Here is a 21854-nt window from a genome sequence, read left to right as displayed (position 1 = left end):
TATCAGGTGAAGTAATCTCTCCGCCACGTCTTGCAGGGCAGAGGCGAACTATTGCTGTGAAATAGTGATATTAAAGCCTGTTGTTATAATATCGGCCCTCATTATGTATAGATGAGAATACTGATCCGGAAAAGCTTAGCAGGCGATATATTGTTGCGGGGTAATTTCAGAGTTTTAAGCAGCTCGTGGTAAAGTAGCAGATTAGACTTTCATGCCATTCGAGGTGCTACATGGAAAAGACCACAACGCAAGAGTTACTGGCGCAAGCTGAAAAACTCTGTGCGCAGCGCAACGTGCGCCTGACGCCTCAGCGCCTCGAAGTGCTGCGCCTGATGAGCCTGCAACAGGGCGCGATCAGCGCATACGATCTGCTCGATTTGCTGCGCGAAACGGAACCACAGGCCAAACCGCCCACCATCTACCGCGCGTTGGATTTTTTGCTTGAACAGGGTTTTGTCCATAAAGTGGAATCCACCAATAGTTACGTGGTTTGCCACCTGTTCGATCAGCCAACGCACAGCTCGGCCATGTTTATCTGCGATCGTTGCGGCGTGGTGAAGGAAGAGTGTGCAGAGGGCGTGGAAGACATCATGCATACGCTAGCGGCTAAAATGGGATTTGCGCTACGACATAACGTTATCGAGGCGCACGGCCTGTGCCCCGAGTGCGTAGAAGTGGAAGCGTGCCGCCATCCGGGTGAGTGCAGTCACGATCACTCGGTGCTGGTGAAGAAAAAACCGCGCTAGCCAAAACGGGAAACGGGCGACAATAGAGAGGGTGCCGCCCGCATTCATAAGCAAACAGTGGGAAGCACATCCATGTACTCCTGGTAGGGGAAAACGTATTACCAGCGATAGTTGTTACGGGTTTCCCAGTCAACAACCTCTTTTTCCGCCTGATCTTTCTGGTAACCGTAACGCTCCTGGATTTTACCTACCAGCTGATCGCGTTTACCTTCGATAACGGTCATATCGTCATCGGTCAGTTTGCCCCATTGTTCTTTCATTTTACCTTTAAACTGTTTCCAGTTACCGCCGGCTTCGTCTTTATTCATCATCTTGTCCTCATCATTCGGTTAGGAATAGCAAGTGTTATTCGCCCAAATGCACTGCAATTTCTGCTGGACGTGATAGTAATTGTAGGCAGGAATTCGGACTTCGGTTTTATATTCAGAATTTTTAACCGTCACGACTGGCAAACCATGTACCCTCGCGCCAGTGACGACGCCAGATAAGGGCCAACGACAGACCGCGAAGCGCCAGAAACACGGTTAATGCCAGCCATAAACCATGATTTCCTAATACCGGCAGGGCGAAGAGCGTTAGCGCAAATCCTCCCGCAGCGACCGCCATGCTATTGCGCATTTCGGCGGCGCGCGTCGCGCCAATAAACATGCCGTCAAGCAGATAGCACCATACGCCCACCAGCGGTAATACCACCTGCCAGAGAAGATACCGATCCGCCAGTAGCTGTATTTGCGGCAATGAGGTCAGTAACGCGACAATATGTTCGCCTGCCAGGGCATAGACTGTGGAAAACAACAAGGCCACAATTCCTGACTGGCGACACGCCGCTCGCCAGACATCCAGTAGCTTGCTACCGTCACGCGCGCCGTAAGCCTGACCGGAGTGCGCTTCTACCGCATAAGCAAAGCCGTCCAGCGCATAGGCCGTAAAGGTGAGTAATGTCATCAGTACTGCATTTACTGCGATAATATCGCTGCCCAGCCGCGCGCCTGACACCGTGATTGCGCCAAAACAAAGCTGAAGGAGCAATGAGCGCAGCATGATATCGCGATTGAGCGCCAAAAGACGGCGCACGTTGCCGCGCCAGGCCTGTTTTAGCATATCCAGCGACACGCCGCGGAGATGGAGAACTTTACGCACCATCATGAAGCCGATCAGTAACGTGGCATATTCTGCGATGACCGTCGCCAGGGCGGCACCCTGCACGTTCATATGAAGCCCCATCACCAGCCACAGGTCGAGCGTGATGTTGAGGATATTGCCCACGACCAACAAGATAACGGGTGCCCGCGCATACTGGACGCCTAACAGCCAACCGAGCAGCACCAGATTCGCCAGTGACGCGGGAGCGCTTAGCCAACGAATTTCAAGGAATTGTCTCGCCTGTACCAGGACAGCGTCGTTCCCGCCGACAATATGTAAAGCCAGCTCGATAAGCGGCGTGCGAAATAGCACAATCATCACGCCAGCGCCCAGCGCCAGTAACAACGGCTGAATGAGCGCCCGGGCTAACGCCAGTGGATTTTTGGCGCCAAATGCCTGCGCCGTTAGCCCGGTAGTACTCATACGTAGAAATAGCAGCAGCATGAAAAGAAAGCTGGTGGCAGTCGCGCCCACCGCCACACCGCCCAGGTAAACCGGGCTGTCCAGATGACCAATCACCGCCGTATCGACCAGTCCCAGTAAGGGAACGGTGATGTTAGAAAAAATCATCGGCAACGCAAGACGCCAGAGAGCTTTATCAGAAGAGGTAAAAAACGGCATGGAGAAAAGCCTGACAAGGAGTTAAACGAAACGTGCGCATTGCCGGATGGCAGCGTAACACCTTATCCGGCCTACAAATTAATCATTTCAGCAACTGCATTCCCGTAGGCCTGATAAGCACAGCGCCATCAGGCTACAAGATTGCCGGATGGCGGCGTACAAGGAGATTAAGAGATTACAACCATTCCCCGTTGCGAATAACACCTACCGCCAGCCCTTCAATCGTAAAGCTTTGCTCGCGCAGATCCACCACTATCGGTGTAAACTCGCTGTTTTCCGGCAGCAGCTCCACTTTATTGCCCTGCTTTTTCAGGCGTTTTACTGTCACTTCATCGTCAATGCGAGCGACAACCACCTGGCCATTGCGCACGTCCTGCGTTTTATGTACCGCCAGCAAATCCCCATCCATAATACCGATGTCTTTCATCGACATACCGCTCACGCGCAGCAGGAAATCGGCGCTGGGTTTGAATAAAGAAGGATCGACCTGATAATGGCCTTCAATATGCTGCTGCGCCAGAAGCGGCTCGCCCGCCGCGACACGCCCGACAAGCGGTAATCCGTCCTCTTCTTCCTGTAACAGACGGATGCCTCGCGATGCGCCGGAAACGATTTCAAGCACCCCTTTGCGCGCCAGCGCTTTAAGGTGTTCTTCCGCAGCGTTTGGGGAACGGAACCCCAAACGCTGCGCGATTTCCGCACGCGTCGGTGGCATACCTGTCTGGCTGATGTGATCCCGAATGAGATCAAACACCTCTTGTTGCCTGGCCGTTAACGCTTTCATTCCGCCCCCTGGGTGTATATACAGTCATGCTGTGAGTATATACAGTTAAAGGTGATTTTGGAACCACAAACGGCGCAAAAAACAAGAGATTTATAAAATTTGGAACCTTTATCGAAAATGTGACCATAACAGGATGCCCCAGGTCATCAGGGCAACGAAAATAGACAGCAGTACCGCAGCCGATCCCATATCTTTCGCGCGGCCGGAAAGCTCATGGTATTCAGAACCAATGCGATCAACGACCGCTTCAATAGCGCTGTTGAGGATTTCAACAATCATGATAAGTAAAACGGAACCTATCAATAACACACGGGTAATCGCATCCACATCCAGCCAGCAGGCGATGACGATGCCCAGCAATACCGCGAGGCTTTCCTGGCGAAACGCAGCTTCGTGAGTCCATGCGGCGCGAAATCCTTTCCAGGAATACCCTGCCGCTTTGATAATTCTGGTAAATCCAGTGGTATTATTGGCCATCAAAAGAACCTTTTTACATTATTAACGTCAATGACATTATACGGTTGCCCCGCACGATTCGGACTACCGTAACGCAGCGCGAAGTATGACGGGATACAACAGAAATTCGCTAAACTTTCTGATATCCTTGCAGCGCATTTGCATTATTAACCAGAGGCTTTACATCGTTTATGTCCGGCTGGCCACGAATTTACTACAAATTACTGAATTTACCATTAAGCATACTGGTAAAAAGCAAGTCTATTCCGGCGGAACCCGCTCAGGAATTGGGGCTCGATACTTCTCGTCCCATTATGTATGTCTTGCCATACAACTCAAAAGCGGACTTACTGACGCTGCGCGCTCAATGTCTGGCGCACGATCTCCCGGATCCGCTGGAGCCGCTGGAGATCGACGGCGCGCTGTTGCCGCGCTATGTATTTATTCACGGCGGCCCGCGCGTCTTTACGTATTACACGCCAAAAGAAGAGTCGGTGAAACTTTTTCACGATTATCTCGATCTGCATCGTAGTAATCCGGCTTTGGACGTGCAGATGGTGCCCGTTTCCGTGATGTTTGGCCGCGCTCCGGGTCGTGAAAAGGGAGAAGAGAACCCGCCTCTACGTATGCTGAACGGCGTACAGAAATTTTTTGCCATCTCCTGGCTGGGTCGCGATAGCTTTGTCCGATTCTCGCCGTCCGTCTCATTACGTCGCATGGCTGATGAACACGGCACCGATAAAATCATCGCACAGAAACTGGCGCGCGTGGCGCGTATGCACTTTGCTCGCCAGCGCCTGGCGGCTGTTGGCCCACGCCTGCCCGCCCGTCAGGATCTATTTAACAAACTGCTGGCCTCGAAAGCTATCGCCCGCGCGGTAGAAGACGAAGCGCGCAGTAAGAAAATCTCTCATGAAAAAGCGCAGCAAAACGCCATTGCGCTGATGGAAGAGATCGCGGCGAACTTCTCTTACGAGATGATTCGTTTGACCGACAGGATTTTGGGGTTTACCTGGAACCGGCTTTACCAGGGGATTAACGTGCATAACGCCGAGCGCGTACGCCAACTGGCGCACGACGGGCATGAAATCGTCTATGTGCCCTGTCACCGCAGCCATATGGACTATTTGCTCCTTTCTTATGTGCTGTACCATCAGGGACTGGTTCCGCCGCATATTGCCGCCGGTATCAACCTTAACTTCTGGCCCGCTGGCCCGATTTTCCGCCGTCTGGGCGCGTTCTTTATTCGTCGCACCTTTAAGGGGAATAAACTCTATTCCACCGTCTTTCGCGAATATCTGGGCGAGCTGTTCAGCCGCGGCTACTCCGTAGAATATTTTGTCGAAGGAGGACGTTCGCGTACCGGACGTTTGTTAGATCCGAAAACCGGCACACTGTCGATGACTATCCAGGCGATGCTGCGCGGCGGTACCCGTCCAATTACGTTAGTGCCTATTTACATCGGCTATGAGCACGTCATGGAAGTGGGAACCTATGCTAAAGAACTGCGCGGCGCGACAAAAGAGAAAGAGAGTCTGCCGCAGATGCTGCGCGGTCTGAGCAAGCTGCGCAATCTGGGTCAGGGCTACGTTAACTTTGGCGAACCGATGCCGCTTATGACGTACCTGAATCAGCATGTGCCGGAGTGGCGCGAATCTATCGACCCTATAGAGGCAATACGCCCGGCCTGGCTGACGCCGACGGTAAATAGTATCGCCGCCGATCTGATGGTGCGTATTAACAACGCTGGCGCGGCAAACGCGATGAACCTGTGTTGTACCGCGCTGTTGGCGTCGCGTCAGCGCTCGCTCACCCGCGAGCAGCTTACCGAGCAGCTCGATTGTTATCTCGATCTGATGCGCAATGTCCCTTATTCTACGGACTCAACCGTTCCTGCCGCCAGCGCTGACGAGCTCATCGCTCACGCGCTGCAGATGAATAAGTTTGAGGTCGAGAAAGACACCATTGGCGATATCATCATCCTGCCGCGCGAGCAGGCAGTGTTGATGACCTACTATCGCAACAACATCGCGCATATGTTGATTATGCCTTCGCTGATGGCGGCGATTATCACCCAGCATCGCCGCATTTCGCGTGATGCGTTGCAGCAGCATGTTGAAGCGCTCTATCCGATGTTAAAAGCGGAGCTGTTCCTGCGCTGGGAGCGCGAGGAGTTAGCTGCGGTGATTGACGCACTGGCCAGTGAAATGCAGCGTCAGGGGCTGATTACCGTGCAGGACGACGAACTGCATATCAACCCGGCGCATTCCCGTACGCTGCAACTGCTGGCGGCGGGCGCGCGCGAAACGCTACAGCGTTATGCCATTACGTTCTGGCTGTTGAGCGCCAATCCGTCCATCAACCGCAGTACGCTGGAGAAAGAAAGCCGTACCGTGGCGCAACGTCTGTCTGTCCTGCACGGTATTAACGCGCCGGAGTTTTTCGACAAGGCGGTGTTCAGTTCATTAGTGCTAACGCTACGGGATGAGGGCTATATCAGTGATACCGGCGATGCCGAACCAGCAGAAACGATGAAGATATATCAGATGCTTGCCGATCTGATTACCTCTGATGTCCGTCTGACGATTGAAAGCGCGACGCAGGGCGAGTAAGCCAGCGCCTGAAATGCCCGATGACGCAAGCTTATCGGGCGACTGATATGACGTATTGAAAATTTTGGGTTTGCAGGCCGGGTAAGGCGTAGCCGCCGCCCGGCATGACATCAGAAGTGCCAGTAACTCATCGCCAGCCCTAAAAATAGCACCAGGCCAACGTAGTTATTGTTCATAAAGGCTTTAAAGCAGGCTTCGCGCTCACGGTTCGCAATCAGTTTTTGCTGGTATACAAACAGCGCGCCCGCCACCAGTACAGACCAGTAATATCCCCATCCCAGACCATTCAACCAGCCGATCAGCGCCATTAACGCCATTACGCCAAGCTGCAGAATTCCGATAATCAATTTGTCATAACGACCAAACAGAATCGCGGTCGATTTAATGCCTATCTTGATATCGTCATCTCTGTCGACCATCGCATATTGCGTATCGTAAGCCACCGCCCAGAGAATATTGGCGAGGAACATCAGCCAGCAGCTCAACGGCAGGGATTCGCTCACCGCGGCGAACGCCATGGGAATTGACCAGCCGAAAGCGGCTCCCAGCACTACCTGCGGCAGGTGGGTGTAGCGTTTCATAAAGGGATAAACCCAGGCCAACGCCAGCGCCGCCACGGAAAGCAGAATCGTCATGGCGTTCAGCGTCAGCACCAGCAGAAACGCCAGCAACACCAGTACCACAAACAGGTTGCGCGCTTCTTTCTCTGTCACGGCGCCGCTGGGTAAAGGCCGGTTTACAGTACGTTTTACATGTCCGTCAAATTTACGATCGGCATAATCATTCACCACGCAGCCTGCCGCGCGCATTAACCACACGCCGGCGACAAAAACCGCCAAAATCCACAGCTGAGGCATACCCGGCGTCGCCACCCATAACGCCCAAAGCGTCGGCCAGAGCAGCAGCAACGCGCCAATAGGCTTATCTGTACGCATCAAGCGGTGAAACGCCAGCAGCTTACTCTGCGTCAGGCTCCACTCCATCTTTATCTTCCTCTCAGTACAGCGGCGATGCAGGTAAAAAAAGCTCGGTAAGCAACAGCGGTTTTCCGCTCAACCGCAGGCGAGAGCGGCGCCCCCACAGCGTTGCATCGCGTCCAATTTCAATAAAATCGCGGGTCAGTGTCGATGATGTAAATAGATAACGTCCAAGCGGGGTTTTACCCAGATGTTGTAAGACCTGTTCAGGTCCGCACAGCGTGGATTCCGGTACGACGGTACGTCCGGCAAGCCAGGGCTCGCCGTCAGCGCAAAGAAGTATCTCACGTAGCCAGTAGCGGGATTCGGATGGCAGTAAACCTGACGCTTCCTCGACCTCACTTTGGCCGACAAACGCTTCCCGAATCAGCGTCACGCTTACTCGCTTTCCCTGCTGCTCAAAACGTTTGGTCATAGAATCTTCCAGCAATAGCCAGTCCAGCAAATGGGGCTCAAGCGCAGGAATCGCATCAAAATAGCGCAGCGCACGCAGTTGCGTTAACGCAGGGTGTGACATGCCTTACTCTCCGATTCATAACCTAAAGTCATTGTATCTCAGAAAAGGCATTACGGGGGGCGTAATCACAATTAAGTGATCTGTTGCGCAACAAAAAAATAACAATTCGCATAAAATGATAAAAAAAGGTGCGCCAGGAGACGCACCAGTTGCTGCAAAATCAGCACTGTGGGGAAACGATTACCCCTTGCCTTTTACACTGCTGATAAAGGTGGAACGGGCAGATGTCGATCCCAGACGTTCGGCCTCATCAAGCAGTTTCAGCGCTTTATCGACGTCGCCTTTCGCTACGGCATCCTTAATCGCTTTATTAAAATAGCTTTCCGTATCGTTCAACATCGGTTCGCTTTTCTTCGGCGCGACTGGCGCTGGCGCAGCGACCGGCGCGGCGGTATTGCCTACCGTTACCGGCCCGGTACCGGACGAGCCAAACAACGGCCCGACCAATACGCTGGAGCTGCTGTTGGTTTTCACCTTCAGTTTCACTACGCCGTCAGTGGTATGGCGCGCAACCGGATCGGGAATATCCGGGATAGAGTTGCCGACGCCTTTGGCATAGGCTTTTGCCGGATCGAGCAGCGTGGTGGTTTGCTGAAGATCTTTTTCGGTCGTAAACACCAGAACATAGAGTTTCTGCTGCCCGAGCGCGGGGGTCAGGCGCATCACGCCTTCCAGCCGGTCTGCGCTCATGACACCCGGCTGCTGATAAGTAAAGTAACTGCTGGGGAAGAACGCCGAAGGCGTCATATTTTGGTCAAGAATCAACACGTTTGGTGCAAAAACGCTGGCTTGCTTATTGACCTCGCTGGTCAGAGTTAATGTCAGCTCGCCGATATTCGCCGGAACGCTATAAGCGGCGACCGGGCCGGTAATGCCGGCAACGTCAAGGCGCTGGCCACCAGTCGCCAGTTGGGTAGACTGCGTTTTTGACTGGTCTACAGGCGTCCAGGTTAATTGCTGTAGCGCAGCAGCAGGAATAGCGGGCGCGGCGCTGGTATTTTGCGGTACATAGTTCACTTCCGCCAGGCTGATACCCGGTACGCTGGCGAACAGCCCTGCGGTTAAACAGAGGGCGACGAGACTTTTCTTCATTTTCATTATTATCACCTCAATAAGGCGGGTTCAGCGGTAGCCAGGCAATAGCGCGCCAACCCAAACATATCGCCGAATGGCGGCTGGCGCCTTATCCGGCTTACAGGCATCATCAGACCTGATGTTTCAGAGGGGCTTACGCCCCTCGTTACGTCAGATGACCGTCGTATTACCACCAGATTTCCATCTGGGCGCCGAAGGTCCACTCATCGCTATCGCCACGGCTGTTGGTGGAAATGCCGGAGTTAGTCGCTGCGGCATAACGGGAAATGTTATCGCCGTCTTTGATGTAGCCCCACTTCTCATCCCATTTCGCGTAGGTGGCGAAAATACGGATAGCCGGACGCGACCAGATGCTATCGCCCGCCTGCCACTGTTGCGCCAGAGTGATTTTATATTGATTGTTACGATCGCCGGTCTGCTGAGATTTCACGTTGTCGTAGCCAACTTCCAGCAGGGTACTCATGATTGGCGTCCACTTGTACATTGGACGTACGCCCACGGTCCACCACTCGGTACCCAGGTTATTATCCCAATCGATATTCTGGTACATACCGACGTACATCAGATCCCATTTGTCACCAAGCGAGATGGCGCCATGATCCAAAATACGCCACATATCGCCATTATTATTGATGACCTTATTGGCGTAATTAATTTTGGTTCCATCAGGTAATACTTCGGTGAAAGATGAAGAACCGTCAGAACCACGCGCCTGGCCTTTACCCTGCGTGGTCATGGCATCGGTGGCATATTGCACGACAAACTTGTTATAGCCTTTCAACATGCTTTGCGTATGTTCGGCGGTGAACATCCAGCCGTCTTTCGATGCCCCATCCGCCAGCTTATAACCATCGGTCGTATTGGCGCGACCGTAATCAACGCCCAGCTCCAGTACGCCGTCCGGGTTCGTTTGCAGACCAGCCAGACGTACGTCAAATACGTCGTTAGCGGTATCTTTCACTTCATCATAAATATTCTGGCTGCTGAAGGTATAAGAACCACCCGCTTCAGTAGACCGGGTCGCCGCCAGTGAAAGCTTACCGAAGCCCAGATCGATATTTTCGATACCCGCGCCAGGACCCGAAATATCCCAGTAGTAGAAGTCGATCATGTGTACGTCATGACGCTGATAGAAGCGCTTACCGGCCCAGATAGTGGAACCCGGCAGCCATTCAATCAGGTTTTTACCCTGCACGTTCGCTTCGCGGAAGGCGGGATCGGTGCTTTCCCAGTCATTCTGCTGGTTAACCGAATAGGCGACGTTGGTGTCGAAATAGAAGCTCTTATCGCCCTCTTTCCACACTTCCTGACCCAGTTTCAGTTCCGCATAGGTTTCACATTCGTTACCGAGACGGTATTTACTTTGAGCGCCCGTTGCCTGAAAACATTGTTGTTCGCCGCCGCTTCCCGTCCAGCCGATACCGGAACGGGCGTAACCGTGGAAATCGACAGCCATTGCCTGAGCGGACATGACGCCCGCGGCGACAGCAACCGCCAGAGGAAGTTTGCGCAGAGTAATCATCATTCTATCTCCTGAGATCATTGCTTTTCTTTAAACGCGTCCCCCTTCGGTCTGCCTCTTTGTTGGCTGCGTTCCTTCACCCCGGTCACATACTATGTGTACGTTCCCGGGGATTCATTCACTTGCCGCCTCGATGCAGACTCGAATGACTTTGCGTTTCGTTTTTTATGGAGGCCTTAAACACCCGGCTCTTGATGCAGACGACGACATGCGCTGCCATCTTCACGGAACAGATGACAGCGCTCTGGCGGCAGGCCGATAGCGAATGTGGCGCCCTCTTCTACCAACACCACGTCATTCTGGCGATAAACCAGGTTTTGACGGATGGCGGGGATCTGGATATGAATTTGTGTTTCGTGCCCCAACTGCTCGACCACCTGGACTTCGCCTTCCAGGGTGACATCGGCGATATCGCTCGGCAGCAGGTGTTCCGGCCGAATGCCTAAAGACATATTGGCCCCGACCTGCACGCCGCGACTTTCGACCGGCAGCCAGATTTGCTGGCGATTCGGCAGTTCAACCTGGACTTGTTCAATCGCGGTGGCGGTCACTTTCACCGGCAGGAAGTTCATCTTCGGCGAACCGATAAAGCCCGCAACAAAGCGATCCGCCGGATAGTGGTATAACTCCAACGGCTTACCGACCTGCGCGACGCGACCGGCGTCCAGCACCACGATTTTGTCTGCCAGCGTCATCGCCTCGACCTGATCGTGGGTGACATAAATCATCGTGCGGCCCAGACGTTTATGCAGGCGAGAAATTTCAATGCGCATCTGCACGCGCAGCGCGGCGTCCAGGTTAGAGAGCGGTTCATCCAGCAAAAACACGCGCGGCTCCGCCACCAGCGTGCGGCCAATCGCCACGCGCTGACGCTGACCGCCGGAAAGCGCTTTTGGCTTACGTTCCAGCAGATGCGCCAGTTGCAACACTTCCGCCACCTGGTTGACGCGTTGATTCATCACCTCTTTTTTGGCGCCCGCCAGCTTGAGGCCGAAAGACATGTTTTCTGCAACGGAGAGATGGGGATAGAGCGCATAAGACTGGAACACCATGCCCACACCGCGCTCGGCAGGCGGAATATCATTCATACGGGTTTCCCCGATAAACAGATCTCCGCGAGTAATGGTTTCAAGGCCAGCGATCATACGCAGTAAGGTCGATTTACCACAGCCTGACGGTCCCACAAACACCACGAATTCCCCGTCATGGATATCGAGGTTAATATCTTTCGATACCACCACGTCACCCCAGGCTTTCGTTACATTTCGTAGCTGTACGCTCGCCATGCCCTTCTCCCTTCGTTACAACCTGTCATTGACAGCAACATTCATGATGGCCTGACTATGCGCGATCCCTGGCTGGGATAAATCCTCCACCCCCCGGCTTTTTTATGGGGGAGGAGGCGGGAGGATGAGGACACAGCGCCTGAGACCACGGACGTGGACAGAAAAGGAATTTCGTGATGCCGCCCGCAAAAATCGGCGTGTTTTTATGTGCGCCAGCACGCATTACTCACATTTATGTAACACAGATCACATAAAGCAGGGGTGGGGCGTAGGGGCGGGGAGGATGGAAAGAGGTTGTCGTATAAAGAAACTAGAGACCGTTAAACCACCTCTGTGTAAATCACCAAAAAGGATGGGAGATATGAAGATTAAAACTGGCGTAGGCATCCTCGCATTATCCGCACTCACAACGATGATGATTTCCGCCCCGGCTCTCGCCAAAATTGAAGAAGGTAAACTGGTTATCTGGATAAACGGCGACAAAGGCTATAACGGCCTGGCCGACGTAGGTAAGAAATTCGAGCAAGATACCGGCATTAAAGTGACCGTTGAGCACCCGGATAAGCTGGAAGAGAAGTTCCCGCAGGTGGCAGCGACCGGCGACGGCCCGGATATCATCTTCTGGGCGCACGATCGCTTTGGCGGCTATGCGCAATCGGGTCTGCTGGCGGAGATTACCCCGGATAAAGCGTTCCAGGACAAACTCTATCCGTTCACCTGGGATGCGGTACGTTACAACGGTAAGCTGATTGCCTACCCCATCGCCGTTGAAGCCCTCTCCCTGATTTACAACAAAGACCTCGTCCCGAACCCGCCGAAAACCTGGGAAGAGATCCCGGCGCTGGATAAGAAACTAAAAGCGAAAGGGAAATCGGCGATAATGTTTAATCTGCAAGAACCGTATTTCACCTGGCCTTTGATCGCCGCTGACGGCGGTTACGCATTCAAATTTGAAAACGGCAAGTATGACGTGAAAGACGTTGGCGTCGACAACGCCGGCGCGAAAGCGGGTCTGACTTTCCTGATCGATATGATCAAGAACAAAAATATGAGCGCCGATACCGATTACTCCATCGCTGAAGCGGCCTTCAATAAAGGCGAAACGGCAATGACCATCAACGGCCCGTGGGCATGGTCAAACATCGACAAGAGCAAAGTAAACTACGGCGTCACCCTGCTGCCGACCTTCAAAGGTAAACCCTCGAAACCGTTCGTGGGCGTGCTGAGCGCCGGGATTAACGCTGCCAGCCCGAATAAAGAACTGGCGAAAGAGTTCCTCGAAAACTACCTGCTGACCGATCAGGGTCTGGAGGCGGTGAACAAAGATAAACCGCTGGGCGCCGTGGCGCTGAAATCTTTCCAGGAGCAGTTAGCGAAAGACCCGCGTATCGCCGCCACCATGGATAACGCCCAGAAAGGCGAGATCATGCCGAATATTCCGCAGATGTCCGCCTTCTGGTATGCGGTACGTACGGCTGTGATCAACGCCGCCAGCGGCCGTCAAACCGTGGATGCCGCGCTGAAAGACGCACAAGGTCGTATCACCAAGTAATACGGTTTCCCTTATTTTTTAGGGAATCAGGTTTATTGAATACGTTGTTACGCGAAATCATTCACGCTACATCGAGGCGGCAAGGAGGCAAATCCCCAGGAGCTTACATAAGTAAGTGACTGGGGTGAGCTTCCGCAGCCAACAAAGAGGTAGTGCGAAGGATAAAGCGTAAAGAGGAAGATCCCCATGGATGTCATTAAAAAGAAACATTGGTGGCAAAGCGACCCGCTTAAATGGTCAGTAATTGGTCTGCTGGGCCTGCTGGTGGGTTACCTTGTAGTTTTAATGTACGTACAAGGGGAGTATCTGTTCGCCATCATGACGCTGATTTTAAGCTCTGCTGGCCTGTATATTTTCGCAAATCGTAAAACCTACGCCTGGCGCTACGTTTACCCTGGCCTCGCCGGAATGGGGCTGTTTGTGCTATTCCCGCTGGTTTGCACCATCGCCATCGCCTTTACTAACTACAGCAGCACCAACCAACTCACCTTTGAACGCGCCCAGCAAGTGCTGATGGACCGTTCTTATCAGGCGGGAAAAACCTATAACTTTGGTCTTTACCCGGCCGGCGACGAGTGGCAACTGGCCCTCACCGACGGGGAAACGGGCAAAAATTACCTGTCTGATGCGTTTTCCTTCGGCGACGAACAAAAACTACAGCTAAAAGAGACCGATGCCCTGCCGGGCGGCGAACGCGCTAATCTACGAATAATCACCCAGAACCGTCTGGCGCTGAACCAGATAACCGCCGTCCTGCCGGATGAAAGTAAAGTGATTATGAGTTCGCTACGTCAGTTTTCCGGTACCCGTCCGCTTTACACACTGGCTGATGACGGCCTGCTTACCAATAACCAGAGCGGCGTAAAATACCGGCCAAATAACAATAGCGGTTATTATCAGTCGATCAACGCCGACGGAAGCTGGGGTGATGAAAAACTCAGTCCCGGTTATACCGTTACTATCGGCGCGAAAAACTTTACGCGCGTCTTTACCGACGAAGGGATCCAGAAGCCTTTTTTCGCTATCTTCGTCTGGACCGTGGTCTTTTCGGTCCTCACTGTGGCGTTAACCGTGGCGGTTGGGATGGTATTGGCCTGCCTCGTACAGTGGGAGGCGCTGAAAGGTAAAGCTATCTACCGCGTCCTACTGATTCTGCCCTACGCCGTACCGTCGTTTATCTCAATTCTGATTTTCAAAGGGTTATTCAACCAAAGCTTTGGCGAAATCAATATGATGCTGAGCGCGCTGTTCGGCATTAAACCTGCCTGGTTCAGCGACCCCAATACCGCGCGAGCAATGGTGATTATCGTGAATACCTGGCTGGGCTATCCCTACATGATGATCCTGTGCATGGGGTTGCTAAAGGCGATTCCGGACGACCTGTACGAAGCCTCCGCAATGGACGGCGCCGGTCCGTTTCAGAATTTCTTTAAAATCACCTTACCGCTGCTGATTAAGCCGCTGACGCCGCTGATGATCGCCAGCTTCGCCTTTAACTTTAATAACTTTGTGCTGATTCAGCTATTGACCAACGGCGGGCCAGACCGTCTCGGCACCACTACGCCAGCCGGTTATACCGATCTGCTCGTCAGCTACACCTACCGTATCGCCTTTGAAGGCGGCGGCGGTCAGGACTTCGGACTGGCGGCGGCAATTGCCACGCTGATCTTCCTGTTGGTAGGCGCGTTGGCAATAGTGAACCTGAAAGCCACGCGTATGAAGTTTGATTAAGGGAGATAATAACAATGGCTATGGTCCAACCCAAATCTCAAAAATTACGTCTCTTCATCACGCACCTGGGACTGCTGATTTTTATCGCGGCGATCATGTTCCCGCTGCTGATGGTCATTGCTATCTCGCTACGTGAAGGGAACTTCGCCACCGGGAGCCTGATCCCGGATAAAATCTCCTGGGAACACTGGCGGCTGGCGCTGGGTTTCAGCGTGGAACATGCGGATGGCCGGGTAACGCCGCCTCCCTTCCCGGTATTGTTGTGGCTGTGGAACTCGGTGAAAATCGCCGGTATTACCGCCATCGGCATCGTGGCGCTCTCCACCACCTGCGCCTACGCTTTCGCACGTATGCGTTTTCCAGGTAAAGCAACACTGCTTAAAGGGATGCTGATTTTCCAGATGTTTCCGGCGGTATTGTCTCTGGTGGCGCTGTATGCATTATTTGACCGACTGGGACAATACATTCCATTTATCGGTCTGAATACGCATGGCGGCGTGATCTTCGCCTATCTTGGCGGCATCGCGCTGCATGTCTGGACGATTAAAGGCTACTTCGAAACTATCGATAGCTCGCTGGAAGAGGCCGCAGCACTGGATGGCGCAACCCCGTGGCAGGCATTCCGTCTGGTGCTACTGCCGCTTTCCGTACCGATTCTGGCGGTGGTGTTTATTCTGTCGTTCATCGCGGCGATTACCGAAGTCCCGGTCGCCTCGTTGTTACTACGCGATGTGGACAGCTATACGCTGGCCGTTGGTATGCAGCAATATCTTAACCCGCAAAACTACCTGTGGGGCGACTTTGCCGCTGCCGCCGTACTTTCCGCTATTCCTATCACCCTGGTGTTCCTGTTGGCGCAGCGCTGGCTGGTCAACGGCCTGACGGCAGGGGGTGTAAAAGGCTAATCTTTGTTATACCTGCCCGGCAACGGGCAATGCCACTGCCCTCAACTTATGTTATCCCCACTTATGGTCGTATTTTAGCGCTCTTCGGAGCGCTTTTTTTATGCGTTATGGATAGCGGCTGATTTTATGTTATTTGATAATGTCATTATGATTATTTTCTTTTGTGCTTCTTATCACGGAAAATATACCATCCAATTCTTTTTCGACACATTAAACAGAATTAAGATCACAGAAAAGATATAACGTAATGGTAATGTAAAAAATGATAATTGTCTTCCCTGCCCGTTAAAACCACCATCATCCACACTGACAAAATGGCTGCATCATCTAAGGCAGGTCTGGATGAATACCCAATATAATTCCCGCTATATTTTTTCGATTACCTTAGTCGCAACATTAGGAGGGTTATTATTCGGCTATGATACCGCTGTTATTTCCGGTACCGTCGAGTCATTAAACACTGTTTTTGTCGCGCCGCAGCAGTTAAGCGAATCCGCCGCCAACTCACTGCTAGGCTTTTGCGTTGCCAGCGCGCTGATTGGCTGTATCATCGGCGGCGCGATTGGCGGCTACTGTAGTAACCGTTTTGGTCGTCGAGATTCTTTAAAAATCGCCGCCCTGTTATTTTTTATTTCCGGCGTAGGTTCCGCCTGGCCGGAGTTAGGATTTACCACCATTAACCCTGATAACGCCGTACCAGTTTATTTGGCTGGATACGTCCCCGAATTTGTCATTTATCGCATTATAGGCGGGATTGGCGTCGGCTTAGCTTCAATGCTATCACCCATGTATATTGCCGAACTGGCCCCTGCCCATATTCGTGGAAAACTGGTCTCATTTAACCAGTTCGCCATTATTTTTGGACAACTGCTGGTTTACTGTGTGAACTATTTTATTGCCAAATCCGGCGACGCCATCTGGCTGAATTCGAACGGCTGGCGATATATGTTTGCCTCAGAATGTATTCCGGCGCTGCTCTTTTTACTGTTGCTGTATACCGTACCGGAAAGCCCGCGTTGGTTGATGGCGCGCGGCAGAAATGAACAAGCAGAAGGCATTTTGCGCAAAATTATGGGGGCTTCACTGGCAAGCCAGGCGATGCAGGAAATCACTCATTCGCTGGAGAATGGTCGCAAAACAGGCGGACGCCTGCTGATGTTTGGCGCAGGCGTGATTGCGATTGGCGTCATGCTGTCCGTCTTCCAGCAATTTGTTGGCATCAACGTGGTGCTGTATTACGCACCGGAGGTCTTTAAAACTCTGGGCGCCAGTACCGATGTCGCGCTGTTACAGACGATTATTGTCGGCGTCATTAACCTGAGCTTTACCGTTCTGGCCATCATGACGGTAGATAAATTTGGCCGCAAGCCGCTGCAAATTATCGGCGCGTTGGGTATGGCTTTAGGGATGTTTAGTCTCGGCACCGCCTTTTACACTCAGGCGCCGGGCATCGTGGCGCTATTGTCAATGCTGTTCTACGTCGCCGCATTCGCGATGTCCTGGGGACCGGTCTGCTGGGTATTGCTGGCGGAAATCTTCCCCAACGCCATTCGCGGCAAAGCGCTCGCCATTGCTGTCGCCGCGCAGTGGTTGGCGAACTACTTTGTCTCCTGGACCTTCCCAATGATGGATAAAAACTCATGGCTGGTCGCCCATTTCCACAACGGTTTCTCCTACTGGATCTACGGTGTGATGGGCGTTCTGGCGGCGCTATTCATGTGGAAGTTTGTACCGGAAACCAAAGGCAAAACGCTGGAAGAACTTGAGGAGTTATGGACGCCAGCAGAAGAGAAAACGCCGAAAACCGCCATACAATAAGCTGATTTATCGCCACGCCGTACGTCCGTTACGGTGTGGCGACGCCTATTCTCGCCGTAGTCGGTTCGAATTACATAACCACAACGTGATAACCAACAGTAGGATCGCCGCCGAATAGAGTAATACATCCATCGGCGTTTTATGATCGACAATGATCAGGCGCACAATTGCCGTGATCCCAATATACACGAAATAGCGCAAAGGAAAGTGAAAGCCAGACTTAAAGTACTTCACAATCAGCGCAATAAATTCGAAATAAAGAAAGTAGATCACCAGTCCTTCCACCAGTTCATATTTACTGGCTTGCTCAGGCACGAATAATGCGTCCGCCAGATGCACCGTCTCTTTACCGAGAAAAACGACCAGGATCAGGCCAAGGGTAAGCAGCCCCAAATTTAGTACGTTTTGTAAAATCGTGGCGATGAGCTCAAGATGTGAGCGAGATAATGACATCATAACAGCCCCTCTTTCTCTGTGGCGAGGTTTCTGTATAACGCACAAATGTGACGAACATCTATATTTTTTATTTATGTTTATATTTTGTTCAATAAGATGATTTGCCGGATAGCGCCGTGAACGCCTTATCCGGCTTGAGTATTAACGGAAATTTACGCTCCTGTCGCTGGTCATATCATACAGGCCAAACTTACGGCCAAGCTGTTGACCACCATCACGCGTCAGCGGTGTCCAGCCAATTGCCGCACGACTTCGGGTTGGGCCGGACGAGAAGAGATCCAGCGGCACGGAAACATATACGCCTTTGGTAAAATCCCCTTCCCCATATTCATCCGGCGACGCGTCGGTAATCGTCGCGTAACCGCCGACAACGACGCCGCTACCGAAGCGTTTGGCGATTTCCAGCGTACCGCCTTTATCGCCCGCCAGATACTGACCAACGCTGGCTTTCACCAGCACATCCTGGGCGAACGACGGCGTCCAGTATGCGGTCAAATGTCCGGTCTTCACGCTGTAATCGGTAAACTTCATCATATCCTGCGCGCTACGCCAGTCACGCTGTTTCACATAGTTGGCATCCAGACCAAACGCCCAATTGCTGTCCACCGGGCGATACAGTACTTCCGCCCCGGCACCGCCAAACATAGTCTCCAGATAACCGCCGTAGACCTGCCCATAGAAACCATTGCCAAAATACTGGAAGTAGTTGGCCTGTAGGTTATTCACATAGACATCATTCTGCACATACTCACGAACATGCGTACGCACCCGCGGCAGATGCGAATCCTTCGGCGGATTGGTGTAGTTAAATTTGTCGTAGTTGTTGGCGATATTGGCAAACACGCTGCCCGTGGTGAGCAGATGATCCGTGACCCACAGATCCGCAGTTCCCATTACGCCCAACTGATACATATAGAAGTTTTCCGGGCCGCCTACCGACTGGTTCAGCACGGGATCGAGATGAAAATCAACGCGCGACTTGTCGATATACCAACCCTGTTCAGTACTCTCTGGCACGATCGGCTCCACGCGTTTTTGCGCCAGCGAGGTTTCATGTCCCAGCGGTTCACCTTCCAGATGGCGTTTCAGGCTGGCGACATCGGTTTCAGTGGTGACCTGCGGCAGATTAAGGCGGTTTTCCGTCACGCGGATCGTGCGAATCCCCTCCGGCAGATCGTTCATGACGATCCGGTTAGCGCGCACGATCCCTTCACGGGAGTCGCGGTACTTCACCTGTTCACCGGTAACGTACAGCGTATCGCCTTTGACCTGAATTTTCGGGTCCGCCAGACCGGCATTATATTTCAATAACGTTAATTGATTAGCCACTACCGAATGTTGCAGGATGGCATCCTGCGGCTGTGGTCGGTATTGCGGGCGTGAATTGTCATGATACGCGGGACGTAAATCGTTGAAATTGGTGCGCAACGTGACGCCAAACATGAAGGTGTTGCCGCGCTCGTAGCTGAGGTTAACGTCGGCACAATCGGTGACGCGGTAAATGGCTCCGACGTTAAACTTGCTCTTCTGCGCCAGTTTACCCGCAAAATCCTGCTGATAGTTATTGCCTTCATACTCCAGCTTCAGGCGTAGCGGTTGCCACGGGGTCTGGTATTCCACGCCGCCAAACAGCGAAGCCGGGCCGTGAAACATATCGCTACCGTCGACGGAACCTGCCTCTTTGTAGCTGTTATCACGCGAACAGAATTTGTCACTATACGAACAGAAAGGATTAGACACATTGCCGCTGGTGCCAAGATAGCCCCAGCCAAGACCTAATGAAAAATCAAACGGCCCCCCAGGCCTTACTCGCGACAATATATTCCGCATCAAACAGCCCTGTCCCGCCGATATCGCGTGCGCCAACCGCCACCTGCGGCATCCAGTAACTCTCTTCCCACAACCGCAGTTTCACATCAAACGCTTTATCTTTGTATGTCTGGTCGCCGGAGAATGATTCCACGCTGCTGTACTTTTTCGTACGAACATCGGTATAGCGCAACGTGGTTTCCAGCCATGGGAAAAGCTGAACCGAAGCCGAGTAGTAGCGGTACTGATCGTTATCGCGATAGTTCAGGCTCATCTCCCCTTCACGCGCCATACGCGCTGTCGGCGTTTGCAGCAGGCCCACGCCGCCAAAGTCAGATTGTGAAGGGCCAACAGGGGCTGGATATGTTTCGGCATGGCAGGCCGCGCTAATACCCAGCGCCAGCACGCTGAGCAGATGTGTTTTTTTCATTATTCCGGTATCCGCTGCGTCAGGGTATGAAGAATGTTGGCATTCATCACCTCCGGTGTGCCGCGCCAAAGGGAATCAGCAAAACCGACAAAAATGATGCTGCCGGGCATCGGCTCGATATGACGCTTATTCCAGTAAGCCACCGGCGCTTTTTGGCTGCGTCCATCAGGGTAAACCACCCAGGCATAGCTACGATCCGCGCCGCTGAGTAAGCGTTGATCCTCGAGATAACTGGCGACGTCCCGCCCAGGGACGAACGGCTGGCTGCCCGGCTGGCTAATCAAGCCAAAGAGCGTCACCTGCGTGGGTTGCGGTCCGACCCAGAGCGTGTAGTTACCTTGCAGCGGCGGGTTACCACGTTCGCTCACGCGAACCACGTCAGGATCAAGATTCACTAATTGTCTGCCCGTTACCTTCACCGCCTGAATCTGCTGACGCAACGTGTTTATCGCAGCCGCAGCATCGCCGTCCTCCTCAGCGCTGAGCGCCGTCAGTCGCCCGAGGAGTTCCTGTTGCTGCTGACGCGCCGTCACGGTCGCCTGTTCTTCGCCTATCACCGCCGCAGGCCACCAGCTCGTTGCCAGGCGCGGCTGTCCGACTAAATCAAGCAGACGCTCAGCGTCTGTCAGCGTTTTAGGCTCACTATTACCTTTGGTAAAAACCGTAACAGTGCCGCTGGCAAAGGCGGATGACGCGACAAAGGCCAGCGCCAGCGCGCTTATCGTCCTTTTCATCATGATTTTGCCGCCTTAATCAGCGTGGTTTTCACCGGAAAGTAATTCGCGCCCAGATACTGTTCCGCCTGGCGAATTTGGCCTTCGCTATCAACCCAGTAGCGATTACGCCAGCGCGTTTGAGCGGTCGTCACTTCTTCATCCAACACCCGCACGGCGGTTTCCTCACTGCCGACGCTAACACTATCAGTCCCTTGCCATGTAAAAACGGAACGGGCGGTGGCGTAACGCACCTGGCGATGTTCGGTCCAGCCCAGGGTGCGAGTCCAGGTCGCGCCATCGATAATCTGTCCTGGTTTCGCCAACGGGTCAGCCGCCAGATTATTCACATCGATCAGGTTGTCGCCGCCGAGCAGAGTTTTGACCAGACGGCCATGCTGCGTCACGATCGTCGCGCCATCCTGTGTCACCCATTTCTGCTGCCCGTTTTCCGAGAAAGCGAGCACCACAAACAGTTGAGGACCGCCGTTAAGCTGCATGTACTGGCTGGCATAAGGCATGTTTTGAATATCGTCATCCGTTAACTGTACGCCTGGCGTACCGAACAAACTGTCCCACAGTGAATTGCCCAGGCCTTTAGTGGTGGCCGAACACGCCTGTAATAGCAGGCAAATCAGGATAAGTGCGGGTCGCTTCACGACGCTTCTCCAGAGGGGCAAA

The 21854-nt window shown here is 53.0% G+C and carries 19 protein-coding genes and 1 pseudogene; 6 read left to right on the top strand and 14 right to left on the bottom strand.

Going from position 1 to position 21854, the window contains the following annotated elements; translation table 11 throughout:
* Positions 1 to 230 precede the first annotated feature (230 nt).
* On the top strand, positions 231 to 746 hold the full coding sequence (gene zur, locus ACE15A_RS02305; protein ID WP_053508367.1) for a zinc uptake transcriptional repressor Zur: 516 nt from the start codon (positions 231 to 233) through the stop codon (positions 744 to 746).
* Positions 747 to 844: 98 nt separating this feature from the next.
* Here zur and ACE15A_RS02300 read toward each other — a convergent pair whose 3' ends face one another.
* From ACE15A_RS02300 to ACE15A_RS02280, 5 genes are all read right to left on the bottom strand, one after another.
* Positions 845 to 1054, bottom strand: coding sequence for a CsbD family protein (locus ACE15A_RS02300; protein ID WP_001030592.1), 210 nt, complete (start codon positions 1052 to 1054; stop codon positions 845 to 847).
* Positions 1055 to 1075: 21 nt separating this feature from the next.
* Complete coding sequence (locus ACE15A_RS02295) at positions 1076 to 1189, bottom strand: hypothetical protein (RefSeq protein WP_077918392.1); 114 nt, start codon at positions 1187 to 1189, stop codon at positions 1076 to 1078.
* On the bottom strand, positions 1179 to 2510 hold the full coding sequence (dinF, locus tag ACE15A_RS02290) for an MATE family efflux transporter DinF (RefSeq protein WP_053508365.1): 1332 nt from the start codon (positions 2508 to 2510) through the stop codon (positions 1179 to 1181). The genes ACE15A_RS02295 and dinF overlap by 11 nt, the downstream gene beginning before the upstream one ends.
* A gap of 175 nt (positions 2511 to 2685) precedes the next feature.
* Positions 2686 to 3294, bottom strand: a complete 609-nt coding sequence (lexA, locus tag ACE15A_RS02285) for a transcriptional repressor LexA (RefSeq protein ID WP_000646079.1) — start codon at positions 3292 to 3294, stop codon at positions 2686 to 2688.
* A 108-nt stretch (positions 3295 to 3402) separates the two neighbouring features.
* Entirely contained in the window at positions 3403 to 3771 is a 369-nt protein-coding gene (locus tag ACE15A_RS02280) for a diacylglycerol kinase (RefSeq protein ID WP_053508363.1), read from the bottom strand.
* 170 nt (positions 3772 to 3941) lie between these two features.
* Here ACE15A_RS02280 and plsB point away from each other — a divergent pair, with 170 nt between their 5' ends.
* Positions 3942 to 6362: a glycerol-3-phosphate 1-O-acyltransferase PlsB gene (gene plsB / locus ACE15A_RS02275; protein ID WP_023246280.1), complete on the top strand. Its 2421-nt coding sequence runs from the start codon at positions 3942 to 3944 to the stop codon at positions 6360 to 6362.
* Positions 6363 to 6472: 110 nt separating this feature from the next.
* Here plsB and ubiA read toward each other — a convergent pair whose 3' ends face one another.
* The 5 genes from ubiA to malK form a co-directional block, all read right to left on the bottom strand.
* On the bottom strand, positions 6473 to 7345 hold the full coding sequence (gene ubiA, locus ACE15A_RS02270) for a 4-hydroxybenzoate octaprenyltransferase (RefSeq protein ID WP_000455245.1): 873 nt from the start codon (positions 7343 to 7345) through the stop codon (positions 6473 to 6475).
* A gap of 13 nt (positions 7346 to 7358) precedes the next feature.
* Positions 7359 to 7856, bottom strand: a complete 498-nt coding sequence (gene ubiC, locus ACE15A_RS02265) for a chorismate lyase (RefSeq protein WP_000019219.1) — start codon at positions 7854 to 7856, stop codon at positions 7359 to 7361.
* 180 nt (positions 7857 to 8036) lie between these two features.
* A complete protein-coding gene (gene malM / locus ACE15A_RS02260; RefSeq protein WP_000782497.1) occupies positions 8037 to 8954 on the bottom strand; it encodes a maltose operon protein MalM in 918 nt (305 codons plus the stop codon).
* Positions 8955 to 9117: 163 nt separating this feature from the next.
* On the bottom strand, positions 9118 to 10476 hold the full coding sequence (locus ACE15A_RS02255; protein WP_023246278.1) for a maltoporin: 1359 nt from the start codon (positions 10474 to 10476) through the stop codon (positions 9118 to 9120).
* 173 nt (positions 10477 to 10649) lie between these two features.
* A complete protein-coding gene (malK, locus tag ACE15A_RS02250) occupies positions 10650 to 11759 on the bottom strand; it encodes a maltose/maltodextrin ABC transporter ATP-binding protein MalK (protein WP_000179169.1) in 1110 nt (369 codons plus the stop codon).
* A 361-nt stretch (positions 11760 to 12120) separates the two neighbouring features.
* On the opposite strand from malK, the gene malE reads away from it, so the two are divergent.
* The 4 genes from malE (at position 12121) to xylE (ending at position 17765) form a co-directional block, all read left to right on the top strand.
* Positions 12121 to 13311: a maltose/maltodextrin ABC transporter substrate-binding protein MalE gene (gene malE / locus ACE15A_RS02245; protein WP_053508361.1), complete on the top strand. Its 1191-nt coding sequence runs from the start codon at positions 12121 to 12123 to the stop codon at positions 13309 to 13311.
* A gap of 186 nt (positions 13312 to 13497) precedes the next feature.
* Positions 13498 to 15042 (top strand): maltose ABC transporter permease MalF, encoded by a 1545-nt coding sequence (gene malF / locus ACE15A_RS02240; protein ID WP_023246276.1) that lies wholly within the window; start codon positions 13498 to 13500, stop codon positions 15040 to 15042.
* A 14-nt stretch (positions 15043 to 15056) separates the two neighbouring features.
* Complete coding sequence (gene malG, locus ACE15A_RS02235; RefSeq protein WP_001252081.1) at positions 15057 to 15947, top strand: maltose ABC transporter permease MalG; 891 nt, start codon at positions 15057 to 15059, stop codon at positions 15945 to 15947.
* Between the two features lie 342 nt (positions 15948 to 16289).
* Positions 16290 to 17765, top strand: a complete 1476-nt coding sequence (gene xylE / locus ACE15A_RS02230; protein ID WP_023246275.1) for a D-xylose transporter XylE — start codon at positions 16290 to 16292, stop codon at positions 17763 to 17765.
* Between the two features lie 45 nt (positions 17766 to 17810).
* On the opposite strand, the gene psiE is transcribed toward xylE, so the two are convergent.
* From psiE to ACE15A_RS02210, 4 genes and pseudogenes are all read right to left on the bottom strand, one after another.
* The gene (gene psiE / locus ACE15A_RS02225) at positions 17811 to 18221 is read right to left on the bottom strand and encodes a phosphate-starvation-inducible protein PsiE (protein WP_023246274.1); all 411 of its coding nucleotides are present in this window, start codon (positions 18219 to 18221) and stop codon (positions 17811 to 17813) included.
* Positions 18222 to 18362: 141 nt separating this feature from the next.
* A pseudogene (locus tag ACE15A_RS02220) lies at positions 18363 to 20460 on the bottom strand (YjbH domain-containing protein).
* The gene (locus ACE15A_RS02215) at positions 20460 to 21197 is read right to left on the bottom strand and encodes a capsule biosynthesis GfcC family protein (RefSeq protein ID WP_053508357.1); all 738 of its coding nucleotides are present in this window, start codon (positions 21195 to 21197) and stop codon (positions 20460 to 20462) included. Before ACE15A_RS02215 ends, ACE15A_RS02220 begins: the two are co-directional and overlap by 1 nt.
* Positions 21194 to 21832: a YjbF family lipoprotein gene (locus ACE15A_RS02210; protein ID WP_053508354.1), complete on the bottom strand. Its 639-nt coding sequence runs from the start codon at positions 21830 to 21832 to the stop codon at positions 21194 to 21196. The genes ACE15A_RS02215 and ACE15A_RS02210 overlap by 4 nt, the downstream gene beginning before the upstream one ends.
* Positions 21833 to 21854 lie beyond the last annotated feature (22 nt).

It is taken from the genome of Salmonella sp. HY31 (assembly GCF_042604575.1).
GTDB classification, from domain to species: Bacteria; Pseudomonadota; Gammaproteobacteria; order Enterobacterales; family Enterobacteriaceae; genus Salmonella; species Salmonella diarizonae.
The sequence above is the reverse complement of the archived record's forward strand: the minus strand, read 5'-3'. Positions and strand labels throughout refer to the sequence as shown.

Excerpts from the sequence above, each read along its gene's own strand:
- zur (WP_053508367.1), top strand. The coding sequence starts at position 231 with ATGGAAAAGACCACAACGCAAGAGTTACTGGCGCAAGCTGAAAAACTC.
- ACE15A_RS02300 (WP_001030592.1), bottom strand. The coding sequence starts at position 1,054 with ATGAATAAAGACGAAGCCGGCGGTAACTGGAAACAGTTTAAAGGTAAA.
- dinF (WP_053508365.1), bottom strand. The coding sequence starts at position 2,510 with ATGCCGTTTTTTACCTCTTCTGATAAAGCTCTCTGGCGTCTTGCGTTG.
- lexA (WP_000646079.1), bottom strand. The coding sequence starts at position 3,294 with ATGAAAGCGTTAACGGCCAGGCAACAAGAGGTGTTTGATCTCATTCGG.
- ACE15A_RS02280 (WP_053508363.1), bottom strand. The coding sequence starts at position 3,771 with ATGGCCAATAATACCACTGGATTTACCAGAATTATCAAAGCGGCAGGG.
- plsB (WP_023246280.1), top strand. The coding sequence starts at position 3,942 with ATGTCCGGCTGGCCACGAATTTACTACAAATTACTGAATTTACCATTA.
- ubiA (WP_000455245.1), bottom strand. The coding sequence starts at position 7,345 with ATGGAGTGGAGCCTGACGCAGAGTAAGCTGCTGGCGTTTCACCGCTTG.
- ubiC (WP_000019219.1), bottom strand. The coding sequence starts at position 7,856 with ATGTCACACCCTGCGTTAACGCAACTGCGTGCGCTGCGCTATTTTGAT.
- malM (WP_000782497.1), bottom strand. The coding sequence starts at position 8,954 with ATGAAAATGAAGAAAAGTCTCGTCGCCCTCTGTTTAACCGCAGGGCTG.
- ACE15A_RS02255 (WP_023246278.1), bottom strand. The coding sequence starts at position 10,476 with ATGATGATTACTCTGCGCAAACTTCCTCTGGCGGTTGCTGTCGCCGCG.
- malK (WP_000179169.1), bottom strand. The coding sequence starts at position 11,759 with ATGGCGAGCGTACAGCTACGAAATGTAACGAAAGCCTGGGGTGACGTG.
- malE (WP_053508361.1), top strand. The coding sequence starts at position 12,121 with ATGAAGATTAAAACTGGCGTAGGCATCCTCGCATTATCCGCACTCACA.
- malF (WP_023246276.1), top strand. The coding sequence starts at position 13,498 with ATGGATGTCATTAAAAAGAAACATTGGTGGCAAAGCGACCCGCTTAAA.
- malG (WP_001252081.1), top strand. The coding sequence starts at position 15,057 with ATGGCTATGGTCCAACCCAAATCTCAAAAATTACGTCTCTTCATCACG.
- xylE (WP_023246275.1), top strand. The coding sequence starts at position 16,290 with ATGAATACCCAATATAATTCCCGCTATATTTTTTCGATTACCTTAGTC.
- psiE (WP_023246274.1), bottom strand. The coding sequence starts at position 18,221 with ATGATGTCATTATCTCGCTCACATCTTGAGCTCATCGCCACGATTTTA.
- ACE15A_RS02215 (WP_053508357.1), bottom strand. The coding sequence starts at position 21,197 with ATGATGAAAAGGACGATAAGCGCGCTGGCGCTGGCCTTTGTCGCGTCA.